The following is a 15,554-nucleotide window of genomic DNA, read 5'->3' on the forward strand; positions in this document are numbered from 1 at the left end:
GTATCTCCGCGATACCGCCGTTGGAGACGCGGGGCAGCGTGTCGTTGAAGGGACCACAGCAAACCGTGTTCGACAGGTTCCATGACCCGCAGTACGGTCGCGTGTGTGTGAACGCCGGCGCGGGGACCGGGAAGACGATGACGATGATCCGAACGGTCGCACAAGCCGTCGTCGCGGAGGACGACGCCGGGCGCGATCCGTTCGATCAGATCCTGTTGACGACGTTCTCGAACGACGCGGCACACGAGCTCAAAACGCGACTGAAAACGCAGCTCCGTGAACACGACGCCGTCACAACTGACCAGTTGAGCGACGCGGTGTGGCGGAACATCGAAACGAACGCCGACATAGGCACGATCGACGGGTTCCTCCAAGGGCTACTCGAAGAGATCGCCGTCGATATCGGGGTTCCGGCATCGTTCGAGATCCGCGATTCGGTTACCGAATCCGATCTCATCGATAACGTGTTCGATGCTGTGCGGGGTGACTGTCCGTCGGAACTCAGGCAACTCCGCGACGCGTTCCCGCCAACGGACGATCAGCCGGCCGGCTACCGTGATCTAGTCGTACAGATCCAACAGAAGTGCCGGGAGTACTGCTGGACGCCGGCGAAAGCCACACGACACCTTCGAAAGAGCCTCACGGAAATGCACGCCGGGCACGACCGGCCAGCAACCATCGATGACGTACAGGAAATCCTGGAGTCGCTCGTACCGAATCCATCGATGCTATCCGATACCGACGACGACGCCCTCGCGCAACTACTCGTACACGTCCAGGAGACGTACGAGAACACGGCAGCGGTGATCGATTCGTTCAGCGTGGTGCTCGAATCGTTCGAACGACACTACGACCGGTTGACGCTCGAAACCGGCGCGCTATCACACACTGACGTGACGTTCCTCCTCGTCAGGGAACTCGCCGGCGACGCACACGGCTTGGAGGGACGGCTCCCGTCGGCTGTCGCCGATCGGTGGCGAGACAGTCTTGCCTCACGGTACCAGTACGTGTTCGTCGATGAGGTGCAGGACACGAGTTATGCGCAGTGTCAAGTGCTGTCTCACGTGATCCGTAACGACGCACACCAGACGCAAGTGCTGTTGATCGGCGACGTGAAACAGTCGATTTACGAGTGGCGGTCGGCAGAACCGGAGATATTCGGCGACGTGATCGATGCCGGACAACGCGCAGACAACCTCCGTGACCGGGATGTCGAACCGAGTGTCGTCGATGATCACTTCGGGATCCGCGGATTGACGCACGTCCCGTTGACGCTGAACTTCCGTAGTCACCCGGACATCATCGCGGCGGCCAACCGACTGTTCTCGCACGTGTTCTCACACCCGAGCCTCGGCGGTATGGGTGACATCGACATCGCGTATGAACCGTTGGACGCCTTCCGTGACGACGGCGACGCGAATCAGGCGCGTGTTCACGCGATGGATTTCTCCGGGAACACGACACGTGACGATTGGGTTCGCGTCGAAACAGAACGTATCGCCTCGACGATTGCGACTATCGTGGACCCCGACGACGAGCCGCCGGTGCGGGTCGATCCGTACACGAAATCCGAAGCGAGTACGCCCGTGCCACCGGACCCGGGTGACATTACGCTGCTGTTCCGATCCCGGTCTCGCATGGAGGAGTACGCCACCGCGCTTCGAGAACGCGGGCTCCGCGCCGCGGTCGATGCGAGCGATGACCTGTTCGAAACAACCGAGATCAAACTCATCATCGACATTCTCGAATGGTTCGCTAACCCACACTCCCGCCCGTCGTTGCTACGTATCCTCAGGTCCCCGTTGGTCGCGGTTTCCGATGAGACGCTTCGGACCGTCCCGCGGTTCAACGGCAGCGTCCAAGCGTTGCTCGACGACTGGCCCGAACGCCTCCCATCCGACGACCGTGACCGGATCGCTGGGCTCGTCGCGCTCCGAGATGACTTACGGTGGAGTCGTGAAGAGGCGAAATCCGATCTCGTGCACAAGATCCTCCGACATTCAGGGTTCGAGACCGTCCTGCTCACAAACCCGGAAGCGATCCGTGAGTACGGGAACTTGTGGACGCTCACTGAACTCATTGACCAATGGGAAGAAGACGAGCTCCTCGCCTACCGGGAACTCGTCGATCGACTCACAACGCTACGGGATTTGACTCCGCAGAACCAACCGGACTTCACCGTCGCACCGATCGCCAGCGAGGAGAACGATGACGCCGTCATATTAACCACGGTACACGCGTCGAAAGGCCGCGAGTTCCCCGTCGTGTTCCTAGTCGATCTGTTGAACCGCCTCAACTTCCCGCGCACACAACTCAACCGCCTCGTCTGCAGTCGCCGCGACGGGCTCGCCATCCGCCCACAACCGGGCGAGACACCGTTCCCTGACGGAGTCGATATCGACAGTCCGGACGATGACGGCGTCTGGCTCGGCACCGATCGGTCCAACGGCCCGATCGCAACGGCAACCGGCCCGATCTGGCTCTCCGACAAGCGAACCGACGACGGGCAGTTCCAGTACGGGAACCCGTTGAACCGGCACCTCGAACGTGAGGTCGCCGAATCATGGCGGAACCTCTACGTCGCGTTCACCCGCGCTGCCGACCACGTCTTCTTCGGCCTCTGCACCGACCAGATCTACCACGGCGAGCATACCACGTGGATGGCACCAATGCGAGACGTGTTCTTCGCAGACACCGACGCACCAACCGGGACCGTTGAACTCACGCCAACCGACGACCGCCTCAATGATCTTGCTGGACACTCCACTGCCAGCACCGGTAGTCACGATCCGTTCACACTCGGAATTGATGACGTGCCGCTCAACGCTACACCGCGCGTCTCACAGGATCGTGAACCGTTACCCGCTGTTGACGAGTTCCTCGCCGGAACACCGGAGACAGATACGATTGACGCGCTCCCGTTACGACCACAGTCACTGACGGCGACGGCCGTTCACGACTTGCTGTCCTGCCCACGTCGATATCAGTACGAACACGTCCAAGACGTCACACCGATGTCACCGCCCCGCGAACAGGACATCTCACCGCCTGCCGGGCTCGCCCCAACCGAGTGGGGGACCGTCGTCCACGACGTCCTTGAAGCACACGTCGTCGCCGGCCGTGACCTTGACACGGAGCTCGCTGCTGTCCGCACACGACACGGAAAAGAAGTGGTTGATGAGCTCACCGACACCGTGATCCCGAACTTCGACGCCACTGACACCGGTACACGCCTCCAGACGAGCGTTGCTGACGGAGACATTCTTGCCGAAGAAACATTTGATGTCACGCACGACCTCGGCGAGACCACGACCCTGATCCGCGGTGACATCGATCTGCTGTACAAATGGGACGGCGGCTGGCACATCGTCGATTACAAAACTGGTGGTGTCCGCTCCGACGCTGAGTACGCAACCGGTCGATACAAAACCCAACTGCAAGCGTACGCCTGGTTACTCACGAACCTCTACGATATCAATGTCACCAGCGCTCACCTCATCTACGTCCACGACGGCGGGACAACCCACGATGTCGCCGTTGATCACGCGACGTTCGACGCCGCGCTGAACCGTGTCACTAAGCAATTGTCGCTCACACGCAACGAAAACGGTCGAATCATGTTAGCAACCACCCCCTCGCCCGACCCTGACGATCACCCAGATCGGGCGGCGCTTGATGAAACGACTCGTTGCGGCTCCTGCCCGTACGGGCAGAGCAAAGGCGGGCCATGCCGATTCGGTTAACAGATCTCAGCGTAGCGGACATCGACGACCTACTCACGCCGTCCTGAGTGCTTCGCTACTAATCCAAGGGAACGTATATACGACGAACAACCAACAAATAAAAACATCAAAATGGCAGTCCTGGACGATCTCTCCGGCTTCGAGTTCGAGGACGTGATGGAAGACGTTTTCCGGAATCTCGGCTACGAGAACGTCCGGCAGGCGGAACGGACGGCCGACGAGGGGCGCGACGTCATGATGGAAGAGGTCGTTGACGGGACTCGCAGGGGTGTCGTCGTCGAGTGCAAGCACAGGGGAACCGTCGGGCGTCCGGTCGTGCAGAAACTGCACTCGGCGATTGCCACCTTCGAGTTCGACGGACCGAAACGCGGGATGGTGGCGACGACCGGTCGGTTCACCGGCCCGGCCATCGAGTACGCCCAGCGACTCCGGCGGAACGACGACCCGTACCCGATAGAGCTGATTGACGGCGAAGACCTGCGCGAGATCGCCGACGAGATCGGACTCGATCTCTACAACGGCCGGATCGAAATCCTGTGCGACGAAACGCTTCGACCGTTCGATCCGGCGACATCGGTGGCGGCACCCGCCGAGGAAGCGTTCCAAGACATCGACAACATCGAGTCGACGGACCTTCCCGCACCGCATTCTCACGTCACGTTCCGACCGGTCGTCGCCGTGACGGCGGACACGAACGCGGTCTTCGAGACGTCGGTCGGCGTGATTCACCGGGTCAACGATCGGTCCCGGCTCGTCGTTCACGCCGAACGCGGCCACCCGGAGACCGCGTCCGGTGACGTCTCGAACCTCGTGTTGGAGAACCTTCACGCGACCGTCGATCTCGAAGCGGACCGGTTCGAAGATCAGTTCGATGTAGTCGAAGAGCGGCGGTTCGGGCAGACACAGACCGAGTACAAAGACTGGGCTGTAGACCGACTCAGAGAACACCAAACCACGACGGTCTCCTACACGGGAGACAACAACGTCACGTACACAAAAACGTGTGAACCGAACCGCTCCGACATTTCGATACAGTCAATCGAACCGGTGTACCTGCCGCAGGTCCGACACACGACGGATCTACAGGAGTACTCGTATCCGTACGAGTATTTCGCGGCGGGACCATCTCGCGTAACGAGCGAAGACGAAATCCACCAATGCGTCCACTGCGACATCGCAGGCACCGACAACACCTACACGTACTGTGCGAACTGCGGAAGCATTAATTGCAACTCACACATCAAAACTGAGCGACTGGAGGAAACACCGGTCTGTACCGGATGCGCGGTAACCGAGCGCTTTGCGTTCAAAACGAAGTACTTCTATGACGAGGCGAACCGTGATGCGTTCCGGGAAGAGTACGAGGCGATGCCGTTCTACGAGAAAGCGAAGGAGAACACGTGGCTGGTCGTCAGCGCAGCCGTGTTCGTCGTACTCGTACTTCTCGGAGTGCTGGCTACCGTTGGCGGGCTCTGACTCCCGGTGCAAATATCAGACCATTCTTCGGTGGGTCTCCACAGTCTCGTACTGGGATTACAAAAACATCATTCACGCAACCACGCTGGTTTCCCGACGCGCGCGGTTCCATTCTTGATACATCGCCTCTACGGGCGTATGTTAGTTGGATAATTGTCATTATTGGCGGTATGGTCGTGCTGTCAGTCGGGTGGTCGTACTGTGAGTCCGTATTCTGCTTCTAACGCCCTGAGGAGTTAGAAATCGCGGGCTAACGTTTATACGTACCCACGGGTTTTGCCGGTGTGCATGCAGCAAGTCATCGACCGAAAACTGTACGATACAGACCAAGCCGAACAGATCGCTAGGTACGCACCGCTGACCGACAGGGGCGATTTTAACTACCTGATCGAAACTTTGTACAAGACCGCCGACGGCGAGCACTTCCTTCACGGCGAGGGGGGCGCAGCCACGAAATGGGCAGAGAAAATCAGCAATCAGCGCACGCCTGGCGAAGAGATCCGGCTGTTGACCGACGACGAAGCGCTGGACTGGTGTGAGGAGCGAGCGATTGACGGCGGAATCGTCGTCGACGAGTTCGGCCACCTAGTCGAAACGTAGCTCCGGGAGTCGCCTCGGAAGCCCACAACCCGGTAGGTGGGTGGCGTACTTCGGATCATTCCCGGAGCGAGGCTTATGCCAGAACCCAGGCGTGTCAATCGCCTTCAGCGGCGAGGGACGAAGTGCGACACGCGAACGTACCATCCGATCCCCGAACTCTCCGTAGGATCGAGCGACGGGAGAGACGAATTATTGATCACATCGGTGGGGTTAGAAGCCCGTCGACGTGGGCAGATCGAGGAGGTCATCGAACAACTCGCCGCCGACGGCCATGCCCTCCCCCCACCGTTCTCCGAACCAGAGCTCTATCGAGCAGCCGCAAGCGTCGGGATTCCAGTCTGGGAACCGGAGGTGAAAAATCGATTCACTGGCGGGATACTTGACCGACTCAACTACGAGTGGGACCCAGTCGCCCAAGGGTTCGTACCGGTAGTCGGAGAGACCTTGATCGGCGCTATCAAAACTGCCGCCGAGACTGTCGTTCCAGCTCTAAATTCAGAGCTCTCACAGTCGCTTCGGAGACGGCTCGAAGACTGGTGTGAGTTACACGGCTTCGAGTCACTGGAACACACAGCCGTTCAGACGATTATTGCACGCCAGGCACTCCTGAGTGTCCTCCTGCAGGCAGCACTCTACGAGCGACAGCGGAAGCAGCACGCGTGGCCACAGCTCGACACTAATCCGCAGACCACACTTCGCCGAATCGAGGAACGAACAGGCCACCCCGGATTCAAAGCGTGTGTGCTTGACGACGTTGTGCAGCTATTCGAGGCGACGGATCTGGAAGCAGTCCTCAGCGAACGACACAGAGTGTTGTATTCGAGCCAGCCCGCAGAGTCTATCGGGAAGCTCTACGAAGCGCTACTCCCAAGCGAGTACCGCAGGACGATCGGTCAGCACAGAACCCCACCAGAAATTGGGAGCCTAATGCAGACGTGGGCGACCAGCGGTGGAGACACCGTCCTCGATCCGGGCATGGGTGCCGGCGGCTTGTCGACGCCGTTCCATCCACGGTGGGACGTAAGTACTGATCCAGGAGATGTCACGGGGATTGATCGGAGTCCAATCGCCGCCCGTATGGGAATCACAGCACAGACACTGGCCCGACAAGGCACGACAGCCCAACTAACTGACTTCCTCGATCTCGCCCCGGGAGACTTGGATCACGACGTCGACGCAGTGGTGTGTAACCCGCCGTATACCCGCTATCAGGAACTCCCCGCAGAGTACAGAGCCGAACGCAACGCCCAAGCCGAAGACCAAACAGGGGTAGAGATCCCCGGTACCTCGCCGCTGTATGCATACTTCCTGTACCACTTGCGGCAGTTCCTCGATCCCGGGGATCGGGCGGCAGTCATCGTCCCACACGCCTTCCTGGCTCGGGACTACGGAACGCCACTCAAGCGGTTCCTGTTGCGAGAGTTTCACGTGAAAGCGATCCTGATGTCTGATCCGAACACCGAGTCGGTATTCGAGAATGCGCAGACGACCGAGCTGATCCTGTTTCTCGAAGCACGGAGTGAGGATGACGACACGAACGTGACGCGGTTCATTCACGTCGACGAGAAGCAGGACGTCCCGAGCCTCACCGACGCGGTCCGAAACGGCAGGCAAGGGGAAACGGAGTGGGGAGTCGTGCACTGCGTTGAACAGGCGGACTTGGCTCCCGATCAGAAGTGGGATCGCTTGTTCGACCCGATTGACGTCGAAACATCTCCTCGTCTCACGCCGCTCTCGGAACTCGCGGACGTTCGCCGCGGGTTACAGACGGGCGAGAACGATTTCTTTTGCCTCACACAGGAGACCATCGACGCATGGGGAATCGAGCAGCGATTCCTCGAACGAATGGTTCCGAAGCCGGAGTACATCGAGGGGTACGATGTTCGTTCAAACGACTGGCAACATCACCGTGATAACGACCGGCCTACCCGGCTGCTATACCATACCGATCCCGTCGAGGGAGTGCCTGCAACGACCTACGATGAAGAGGCTGGCCGCGCGAAGTGGAGTGAAGCTACAACAACGGAAGAACCCGCGCTCTCGGTAGTGGAGTATCTACGGCACGGCCTACCTGAGCACAAAACGCTCTCGACACGGACAACCGTCCACCGCCGAGAGCCCTGGTACCGTGTTGAGCGCGGTGACGTCGCACCGATACTGATAGCATCGATGAGTCGGTCGGGTATCCGCTTCCTGCTCAACGAAACCAACGCGCGACACCTGAACAGTTACTATGGGGTCTACCCTGACCCGGCGATCAAACGGACCGGAAAGAAAGCGCTCCTGGCATATCTGAACTCCACCTTCGTCGACAAAATTGTCTCGCAAGAGCAACACACGTTGTCAAGCGGACTAAAGAAACTCGAACCGGGAGACGCGAAAGACATCCCTGTCATCGATCCGCAAAAGTTCCCTGATACTGTCGTCTCCACGCTCGCTGACTCTTTCGACGACCTTCGGGAAGCCGCACGACGTAACGAGGATGAGGAGCCCATCATCAGTCGAATCGATTCAGTGCTCGAACGGGAATTGTAGCAGGCATCGCTCTACCCTGTGGCTCACATCACTCCGTACTGGGATTTCAATGAGTCATACTCGTCGGGATTTGGGAGCACTGTCTCCCGGCTCTGTCGTTGGTCAACCTCACCGTTGAGAAACGCGTACATATCCGAGGCTGTGGGTTCTAAACCGTACCACGGTGCAGTACTGCGCAGATCATTCTCGTGGATGTCCGCGTGTTCGATGAGGAGGAGCGCGTAGCTCACTTGCCTTGATCCGGTATCGGCCACGAGACTGTGACAGACGACCTGGGCAGGAGTGAGATTCTCGCCCGGTGCGTACCAAAATGCCGGTTCACCTGCCAGGAAAAACTGGAGGTCGAATGCGGCGAACCGCGCAAGTCCGGTTATCTCCCACTCATCAGCGGCTTGGAGAGCTGCGGTGTCGTCTTTGGTGTGGACGCATCCGTCTTTAGCTAAGCGAAGAACCGCGTGACAGCAGCGGCTTATCGAGGCTACTTTTCGGAAGGAATGAGGAGGTGTCGAGTGTGTACAACGAGACCTCCTCATCGAGAATCTTGCGTCGTCTCACTACACTGTTTCCCTCTGAGTTCCTTGAAGAGCACGCCGAGGAACTCGGCGTGGTCGAACGGGAGGGGAAGCTTCAGATTCCCGTCCTCGTGTGGGCGCTCGTGTTCGGCTTCGCCGCAGGCGAGAGCCGAACACTCGCTGGGTTCAGACGTAGCTACAACTCCACAGCCGATGAGACGATCTCTCCTGGTGGCTTCTATCACCGGTTGACGCCGTCACTTGCAGAGTATCTCCGCGACCTCGTCGAGCGTGGTCTCGACGAGGTCGCTGTTCCCGACGCTGTTGACGCTGATATCGACCGATTCAGGGACGTGATGATCGCTGATGGAACGGTGTTGCGGTTACACGAGTTCCTTTCCGACGAGTTCCAAGCTCGCCACGAGGAGCAGGCTGGAGCGAAGCTCCACCTGCTCCACAATGCCACCGATCAGACGATTGAACGGATTGACGTGACCGATGAAAAAGCGCACGACAGCACGTTGTTCAAGACGGGATCGTGGCTGCATGGACGGCTAGTTTTGTTCGACCTAGCGTACTTCAAGTACCGCCGCTTTGCGCTGATCGACGAGAACGACGGCTACTTTGTGAGCCGGTTGAAGCAGAACGCGAATCCGGTGATAACAGAGGAGTTACGGGAATGGCGCGGGCGCGCCATTCCCTTAGAAGGGGAGAAGATCCACGACGTGGTCGGTGATCTCTCGCGGGAGTACATTGACGTAGAGGTCGAAGCGGAGTTCAAGCGGGGTGAGTACGAGGGAACACGGTCGCTAGACACGAAGCGGTTCCGCGTCGTCGGCGTCCGAGACGAGGACGCCGACGACTACCATCTGTACATCACAAATCTACCGAGAGAAGAGTTTCTCCCGGCAGATCTAGGGACGCTGTATCGGTGTCGATGGGAGGTAGAAACGCTGTTCCGTGAGTTGAAGACGCAATACGAACTAGATGAGTTCGACACGAGCAACCCTGTTGTGGTGGAGATTTTGCTGTATGCGGCGTTGCTGTCGCTGCTAGTGAGCCGTGAGTTGTTGGATCTGGTCACCGAGCAGGCTGACGACGAGATTGTGTTTCCACCGGAACGCTGGGCGGCGACCTTCCGGTCGCACGCCCAGCTTGTTCTCCACGAACTCGGTGAGTACCTCGGCTACTCACCACCACCGTTGCTGGAGCGGCTCATCGAGGACGCTCAGAAGATCCATCAACAACGACCGATCTTACAAGAGACACTTGCTACCGCTACACAACCGAGGTGTGAGTCTTAGCTAAAGACGAATGGGTGTGGACGTGGACGAGTGCCCGCTCGGGGTCGGACCACTCGACTGTTGCACTTGGCGCGAGACGCCGGACACGGGTGCGGTGCTCGTGGAGAATAACGGCTTCTGCGAAGTCGTGTAATGGTTGTAGACCGGGTACGAGCGCATACTCCGGTCCAGATGGGGAGAGCATTGCGCGATTTTTCAACGGATCCAGCGCGTTGTGGACTGCCTGTCGGGTGATCCCTAGCCGGTCAGCGATTGTTCTTGCGCGCCGAGGGTTATCCAGAAACCAGCAGATACGTATCGTCGCTGGTGAGAGCAGGTTGGGCCACTCAACGTGACCTAATTTTGAGAGTAGATTTCGGTACGCTTCGATAACGGGATGGCCAGTAACGCGCAGAAGTCGCTGATTGTGATGGCCTCTGGATTCGTCGATGAGTCCTGCGGTGTGTAGCTCATCGGCCGTCCGGTAGATCTGTGAAGTACTAAACCCGGTTTCGTCTACGATCTCGTTAATGGTCGCTTCGCGCCCGCGGTGAAGGGCGTCGATGAGTGAAATTCCTGCGTTCGTGAGCACTACTGTAAAACGAAATAGTCAATCACATATAAGTGCTATTGGAAGTTGTTTTACTGTAGCCTATTTCAATCAGCTGTCGAGTCGAACAGCCGGTGATGGTTTTCGAGCCATTCGACCTCGTGGTACGTCACGTCATCCTGGATGTCGGATTCTAACGGGAGTGGATTTGAAGGGCGGTTCGTGTAGGTGAGGTTGATTTCGATACAGGGTCCATGCTCAGAGACGTAATCAAATCCATCGTCACAAGCATATACGACGCTGAACCACCGGATTTGAAACCCGAAGTGATCACAGACATCTCTGACGACTGCTGCATCACAATAGGGCGTATGGATCCACAACTCACCGCCAGCGTATGCCCCATCTTTGACGCACCAGATCTCATCGAGCGACCGAAGAAATGCTGCTGCGCGATTGTAGTGCGCTTCAGTGAGGCGGTCCCACCAGTAGTATCGTTCAACTTGGTCAACGAGCAGCTGGAGGCAGTCGCTACACACATCGTACTCGGTCTCTCCAAGACAGACATCGTGGAGTTCGTCATGATGTGTGGTGTCGCACGCATCGCATGCTGGACGGGAACTTGTATCTTGACACACGGAACGCGCATCAGAGTCGATGTGGTGGGAATACGCGCTGCTATGCTCTGTTTGTTCAGATTTACTCGCATCGGTATTCTCGGTCATTGGTCTCTAACCGAGAACCATCAGTCACGTCGGTGACTGGGTTCCCGGCTAGAACCCGACCGACGGGAGACTAGCCATCTGTAATAGCAGATATCGGGTTGCTGTAAATAGTTTCTGTGCACTCCACCAGAGGGTTCTAACCGTACTAAGACGTTGATGGCTGTATGGATATGATCACGATTGAGCGGGAGGACGACTGGTTCGTGATCACGGACGAAGAGACCGGGGTGACGACCCAGGGAGAGACGAAATTGGAAGCGTTGCTGATGCTGGCTGATGTACTCGCGGGCTACGAGGACGCTGATGAGGATCTATTAGCGACGGCGCTTGATGTCTTTGTCCCCGACCCGGAGACTGAAGAACTTGCCGCGGGTCTCAGTGGCGATGAATATGACCCTCCAGATGTGTCCGAGGACGAGGTTGCTCGGCAACGTGAAGCTGCGTTATGGCTGGCGAAATCCCACAAGAGTACGAATTATTCCGACCCCCATCGCTTCGGTACACTTCGCGCGTTCATCTACGGGCAAACACACAATATACCGTTCTCGCAACTCGGAGACCTAGTGACGAACGGATATTGGGCCGTGTTCGACGCAATCGCTACTGGCACCCGAAACAAGGCAGGTCTCACAGAGCAGCTAGGAGTTGACGAGGGCTTCATTACGGATGCCGTTCAGGGGCTGAAGATACAAGAATTGATTGCGGAAGCTACGGACGGTTCGTTGTACGCTGCTCAGCGTGCTGTCGGCGTCGGCCCCTACGTCATTGAAGACGAGTATGTGATTAACTGGCGAGAGGACTACGACCACACGCTTGCCCGGGATCTCTCTGACGATGAACTCCCGGTGTCCGTGGACGACGGTGTATTCGTCGAACGGATGGGGACTGGCTACGGCTGGTATCACGACCCGGAATCGTACAAACCACCAGTCGCTGACGAGGTTGTTATGACACGAGAAGAAGCCGAGGAAAGTAACGCGAACCCGTGCCCTCGGTGCTTCCCTAAATCAGAATATGAGAAAAAGTTTAATGTGACTGACCTGGGCGGGGGGACGACTAAGTACGTCCCGAAAAGCTCGGATGGGGCGATAGAGGAGGAAGAAGGTTCAGGAGAGTAGTCTGTCCGATAGATACTCCGAGCAATCGACCGGGATTGCTTCCCATGCCGCTTGAATCGCCTGGTACCCAGTCCACCCTTCTCCACGAAGCATCTCACCGCAGGCCTGACAGAACTCTTCGACAGTACACTTGTCGGCATCGAGTAACAGATACAGTAAAAACGTGGGAGCAACGGCCTTTCCAGTCGTTTCTTCAGCGTCGTCGAAGACACGATTGATTGACCGACGGCCGTGCTTATCCATCAAAATCGCAAATCGATACAAGTCGGTGTTCTGTTCAATCTCTGTGCGTATTGACTTCTCTCCCGCATCTTCTCCATGTGGACGAGGAACACATGGAACTACAGCAAACGATTCGTTCTCGTCATTAGCGAACGGCTCAAGTGCCTTTTTACTCCCGTGATGGATCCATTGCTCCCTCGTCCCTTCGGGCGCATACTCGGAGTTCTCTCGAACGTGCCGTTCGAGTTCTTGGTAACAGACGTTTGTTGTTGTCAGATTCAGGGTCTTCGTGAGACGAGACCAGAGATTGGTGTTTGCGACAGCGATCAGTGCGTCAGTATCGACAATAATTGGATAGCGTACTTCATTGTCCGCCATCGCTATTCTTGGAATACCCCAGTCGTATCAAGTTCTGAAGCTTCCTCAAAGGCATTCCGCTCGCGCTCGATCTCTTCTAAGCCATCATCGAGAAGAATCTCTGCAACATCTTTAGAGATATCTCCTTGCTTGTACTGCTGGTGAAGAGTGATTTTCTCTTCGTCCGAAAGGGCTTCTCGAAGTTTCTCTCGGAGTCCCTGTCGGGCAAGCTCACTAATGTTTATTCCCCCGAGACGCATCTGGTCGACGACCTGCGTTGCTTCCTTCTCAGCTTCCCCTCGGAACTGGATTTTGTCGTTGTTCGTCGCCATCTTATCTACTCGTTCGTTCCTTACAGCAATAGATGTTGTGACGCGCCATCCGTGTCATTACAGATCTACCACTGGGCTACGGCTTGAGAAAAGAGATTCGTTGTTTCAATGATCGGACCGCGAACTACACTCGCCAAAACAGTGCCTATGATTACCACACTCTAACTAAATTTAATACAGTTGCCACGATAACCCGTAACTGACGTCCGAAACAAACCTCGTAAACGGAGAATCCCGCAACATGGTCGATACTCGCTTCAAACCGCGGCGTGCTCGTTCTCGTTTAGCCGCGGGGCACGTGTTCGGCGAGTACCTACAAGACCAGCGTGCGGAGAGACCGGACGAGAATCGCTGGGCTTGCGTCACCATTGAACGCGAAAGTGTGACGCAATCCGGCGATCTCCGGAGACTCTCACCCGCATAACCCGGCTCCCACGCGGACTACCCGTCAGGGGCTGGGGAACACGGGAGTGCCGCCTGCTTTCGCCTAGTACTCGTTTCGCTCACAGCGTCACGCGAGTACGGCAACTGAGGCTCGCGGCAGTTTGGTCTGCGTTCGTTCCTGACAGTGGAACGAACAAGCGATTCCGTACGCGCTGAGCGTACGAAGAGTCGCTACACACATCCCCCGCAGCGTTAGCTGCGGCTACGTCGAGCCCCGGAGTCTCCGTTGGCGAGGGACGCCGGACTTTGAATCCGGAGGTCGCCGGTTCGATTCCGGCCGGGGCGACATGCCGACGTGGTGTAATCCGGCGAGCATACGGTCCTGTCACGGCCGTGATCCGGGTTCGAATCCCGGCGTCGGCGTGGACGCGTGGCGTGGCCACGTGGGGATACCCATCGAGGTAGGCAGCCCGTTGGTGCGATCAACTGGATCGTTCTCACGGTGCTGGGCCCGGCAGGGTCTGCAACCTACATGAGCCGGTGTGGTATTCCCGGGGACACCCGAAGTACGCCCTGCGATGAGACGCGCGATCACGACCATTCGGTCGCGGTTGCGTAGTTGGAAACAGTCGTACAGAGAGATAATCAACTGCCGAACGCTCGGCAGTCCCGTGAGCCGATGGTCCAGCGGACGACGATCTGTGCCTTGGGCGCACAGGACCGAGGTTCGAATCCTCGTCGGCTCAGTGTGCCGTGACTGGGTATTGGGGAACCCAGCGGCCTGCTACGCCGTAGCCGTCTGCTATCGGCCTCCCGGTTCGAATCCGGGTCGCGGCGTCATGACAACAAATGTCTGCCCCGCCTGCGAGGAGGAAGCGTTCCGTCACGTCCCACTCGGTGAAACAACGTCAATCGACACGATTGGAAGCGTGAAAATCTGCGTCACCGGCGACGGCGCGTACTTCCACGGAACAAGGTAACCGTCATCCATCCCTGCCGTGACTGGGTGCTGATGAGCGCATTCACCTCGAAAGAGAGAGTCAGAAAATGAGCGATGTGCGTGTTCCGGCGTCCCGGTGAGCAACGCGAGGCGGGCTCGTCGGAGCAAGGCTCCGACGGTGATAGTGAGACATGCGGATAGGCGACCGCGCTCGGTTTGAAACCGAGAGCTGCGAGGCTTCGGAGTTCGACTCTCCGTCTCACCGTTGGCGGGATTTCCCTAGCTTGGTCAAGGGACTGCGCTGGAACCGCAGCGTCCGCGAGGACACGAGTGTTCAAATCGCTCTCCCGCCGCTGCGTGCCGAAGTGATTCGCAGAGACGTTGGCGATTCTCGAATTGCGCCGCCATGCCAGAGTGGTCGAACGGGCACGGTTGAGGGCCGTGTGGTTAGTCCTTCCCAGGTTCGAATCCTGGTGGCGGCATCCGGCCATCGTGCCGGTAGACAAGTCCCGATCCAACGTTACGTCGCCATACCCCAGTGGTCAACGGGAAGTGGCTCAGAACCGTTAGCGTAGGTCCTCCCGAGGTTCGAATTCTCGCGGCGACAGTTCTCCCTGTGGTCTAACGGCTACGATACCTCCCTGTAGAAGAGGAGACGCACGTTCGAGTCGTGCCGGGGAGACTGCGGGACGGTGGAAGAGCCCGGCATTCACACACTCTCGCCGAATTTTTACCGGAGACCCGGTGCGACGGAGAGAGTTCCTTCATCTCACTTGT

The 15,554-nt window shown here is 57.9% G+C and carries 10 protein-coding genes and 7 tRNA genes; 13 read left to right on the forward strand and 4 right to left on the reverse strand.

Annotated features, from left to right (window positions below):
• Positions 1-65: 65 nt before the first annotated feature.
• The 4 genes from ACZ5TV_RS02170 to ACZ5TV_RS02185 all read left to right on the forward strand — a co-directional run bounded on the left by ACZ5TV_RS02170 (position 66) and on the right by ACZ5TV_RS02185 (position 8,354).
• Entirely contained in the window at positions 66-3,743 is a 3,678-nt protein-coding gene (locus ACZ5TV_RS02170; RefSeq protein ID WP_379779032.1) for a UvrD-helicase domain-containing protein, read from the forward strand.
• Positions 3,744-3,854: 111 nt separating this feature from the next.
• Complete coding sequence (locus tag ACZ5TV_RS02175; RefSeq protein ID WP_464384060.1) at positions 3,855-5,219, forward strand: restriction endonuclease; 1,365 nt, start codon at positions 3,855-3,857, stop codon at positions 5,217-5,219.
• 288 nt (positions 5,220-5,507) lie between these two features.
• Positions 5,508-5,819, forward strand: a complete 312-nt coding sequence (locus ACZ5TV_RS02180; protein ID WP_209485446.1) for a hypothetical protein — start codon at positions 5,508-5,510, stop codon at positions 5,817-5,819.
• A 192-nt stretch (positions 5,820-6,011) separates the two neighbouring features.
• Positions 6,012-8,354: an N-6 DNA methylase gene (locus ACZ5TV_RS02185; RefSeq protein ID WP_379779028.1), complete on the forward strand. Its 2,343-nt coding sequence runs from the start codon at positions 6,012-6,014 to the stop codon at positions 8,352-8,354.
• Between the two features lie 23 nt (positions 8,355-8,377).
• Here the strand turns inward: ACZ5TV_RS02185 and ACZ5TV_RS02190 are convergent, their stop codons facing one another.
• Positions 8,378-8,887, reverse strand: a complete 510-nt coding sequence (locus ACZ5TV_RS02190; protein ID WP_464384061.1) for a hypothetical protein — start codon at positions 8,885-8,887, stop codon at positions 8,378-8,380.
• A gap of 8 nt (positions 8,888-8,895) precedes the next feature.
• On the opposite strand from ACZ5TV_RS02190, the gene ACZ5TV_RS02195 reads away from it, so the two are divergent.
• Positions 8,896-10,170, forward strand: a complete 1,275-nt coding sequence (locus ACZ5TV_RS02195; RefSeq protein ID WP_379783741.1) for an IS4 family transposase — start codon at positions 8,896-8,898, stop codon at positions 10,168-10,170.
• Between the two features lie 636 nt (positions 10,171-10,806).
• On the opposite strand, the gene ACZ5TV_RS02200 is transcribed toward ACZ5TV_RS02195, so the two are convergent.
• Positions 10,807-11,424 (reverse strand): hypothetical protein, encoded by a 618-nt coding sequence (locus tag ACZ5TV_RS02200; protein WP_379781935.1) that lies wholly within the window; start codon positions 11,422-11,424, stop codon positions 10,807-10,809.
• Positions 11,425-11,588: 164 nt separating this feature from the next.
• Between ACZ5TV_RS02200 and ACZ5TV_RS02205 the strand changes: the two genes are divergently transcribed.
• Positions 11,589-12,542 (forward strand): type II toxin-antitoxin system HicB family antitoxin, encoded by a 954-nt coding sequence (locus ACZ5TV_RS02205; protein WP_379781937.1) that lies wholly within the window; start codon positions 11,589-11,591, stop codon positions 12,540-12,542.
• Here the strand turns inward: ACZ5TV_RS02205 and ACZ5TV_RS02210 are convergent.
• Both ACZ5TV_RS02210 and ACZ5TV_RS02215 read right to left on the reverse strand, forming a co-directional pair.
• Positions 12,531-13,142, reverse strand: a complete 612-nt coding sequence (locus ACZ5TV_RS02210) for a hypothetical protein (protein ID WP_379781939.1) — start codon at positions 13,140-13,142, stop codon at positions 12,531-12,533. The genes ACZ5TV_RS02205 and ACZ5TV_RS02210 overlap by 12 nt on opposite strands.
• Positions 13,143-13,144: 2 nt before the next feature.
• Complete coding sequence (locus ACZ5TV_RS02215; RefSeq protein ID WP_179921138.1) at positions 13,145-13,453, reverse strand: hypothetical protein; 309 nt, start codon at positions 13,451-13,453, stop codon at positions 13,145-13,147.
• Between the two features lie 654 nt (positions 13,454-14,107).
• On the opposite strand from ACZ5TV_RS02215, the gene ACZ5TV_RS02220 reads away from it, so the two are divergent.
• The 7 genes from ACZ5TV_RS02220 to ACZ5TV_RS02250 all read left to right on the forward strand — a co-directional run bounded on the left by ACZ5TV_RS02220 (position 14,108) and on the right by ACZ5TV_RS02250 (position 15,384).
• A tRNA-Gln gene (locus ACZ5TV_RS02220) sits at positions 14,108-14,183 on the forward strand.
• A 3-nt stretch (positions 14,184-14,186) separates the two neighbouring features.
• Positions 14,187-14,260 (forward strand) — tRNA-Asp (locus tag ACZ5TV_RS02225).
• Between the two features lie 250 nt (positions 14,261-14,510).
• Positions 14,511-14,583: transfer RNA gene (locus ACZ5TV_RS02230), tRNA-Pro, on the forward strand.
• A 4-nt stretch (positions 14,584-14,587) separates the two neighbouring features.
• A tRNA-Ser gene (locus ACZ5TV_RS02235) sits at positions 14,588-14,674 on the forward strand.
• 370 nt (positions 14,675-15,044) lie between these two features.
• A tRNA-Ser gene (locus ACZ5TV_RS02240) sits at positions 15,045-15,130 on the forward strand.
• Between the two features lie 47 nt (positions 15,131-15,177).
• Positions 15,178-15,259, forward strand: a tRNA-Leu gene (locus ACZ5TV_RS02245).
• Positions 15,260-15,301: 42 nt separating this feature from the next.
• A tRNA-Leu gene (locus ACZ5TV_RS02250) sits at positions 15,302-15,384 on the forward strand.
• Positions 15,385-15,554 lie beyond the last annotated feature (170 nt).

It is taken from the genome of Halorubrum tibetense (genome assembly GCF_055396225.1).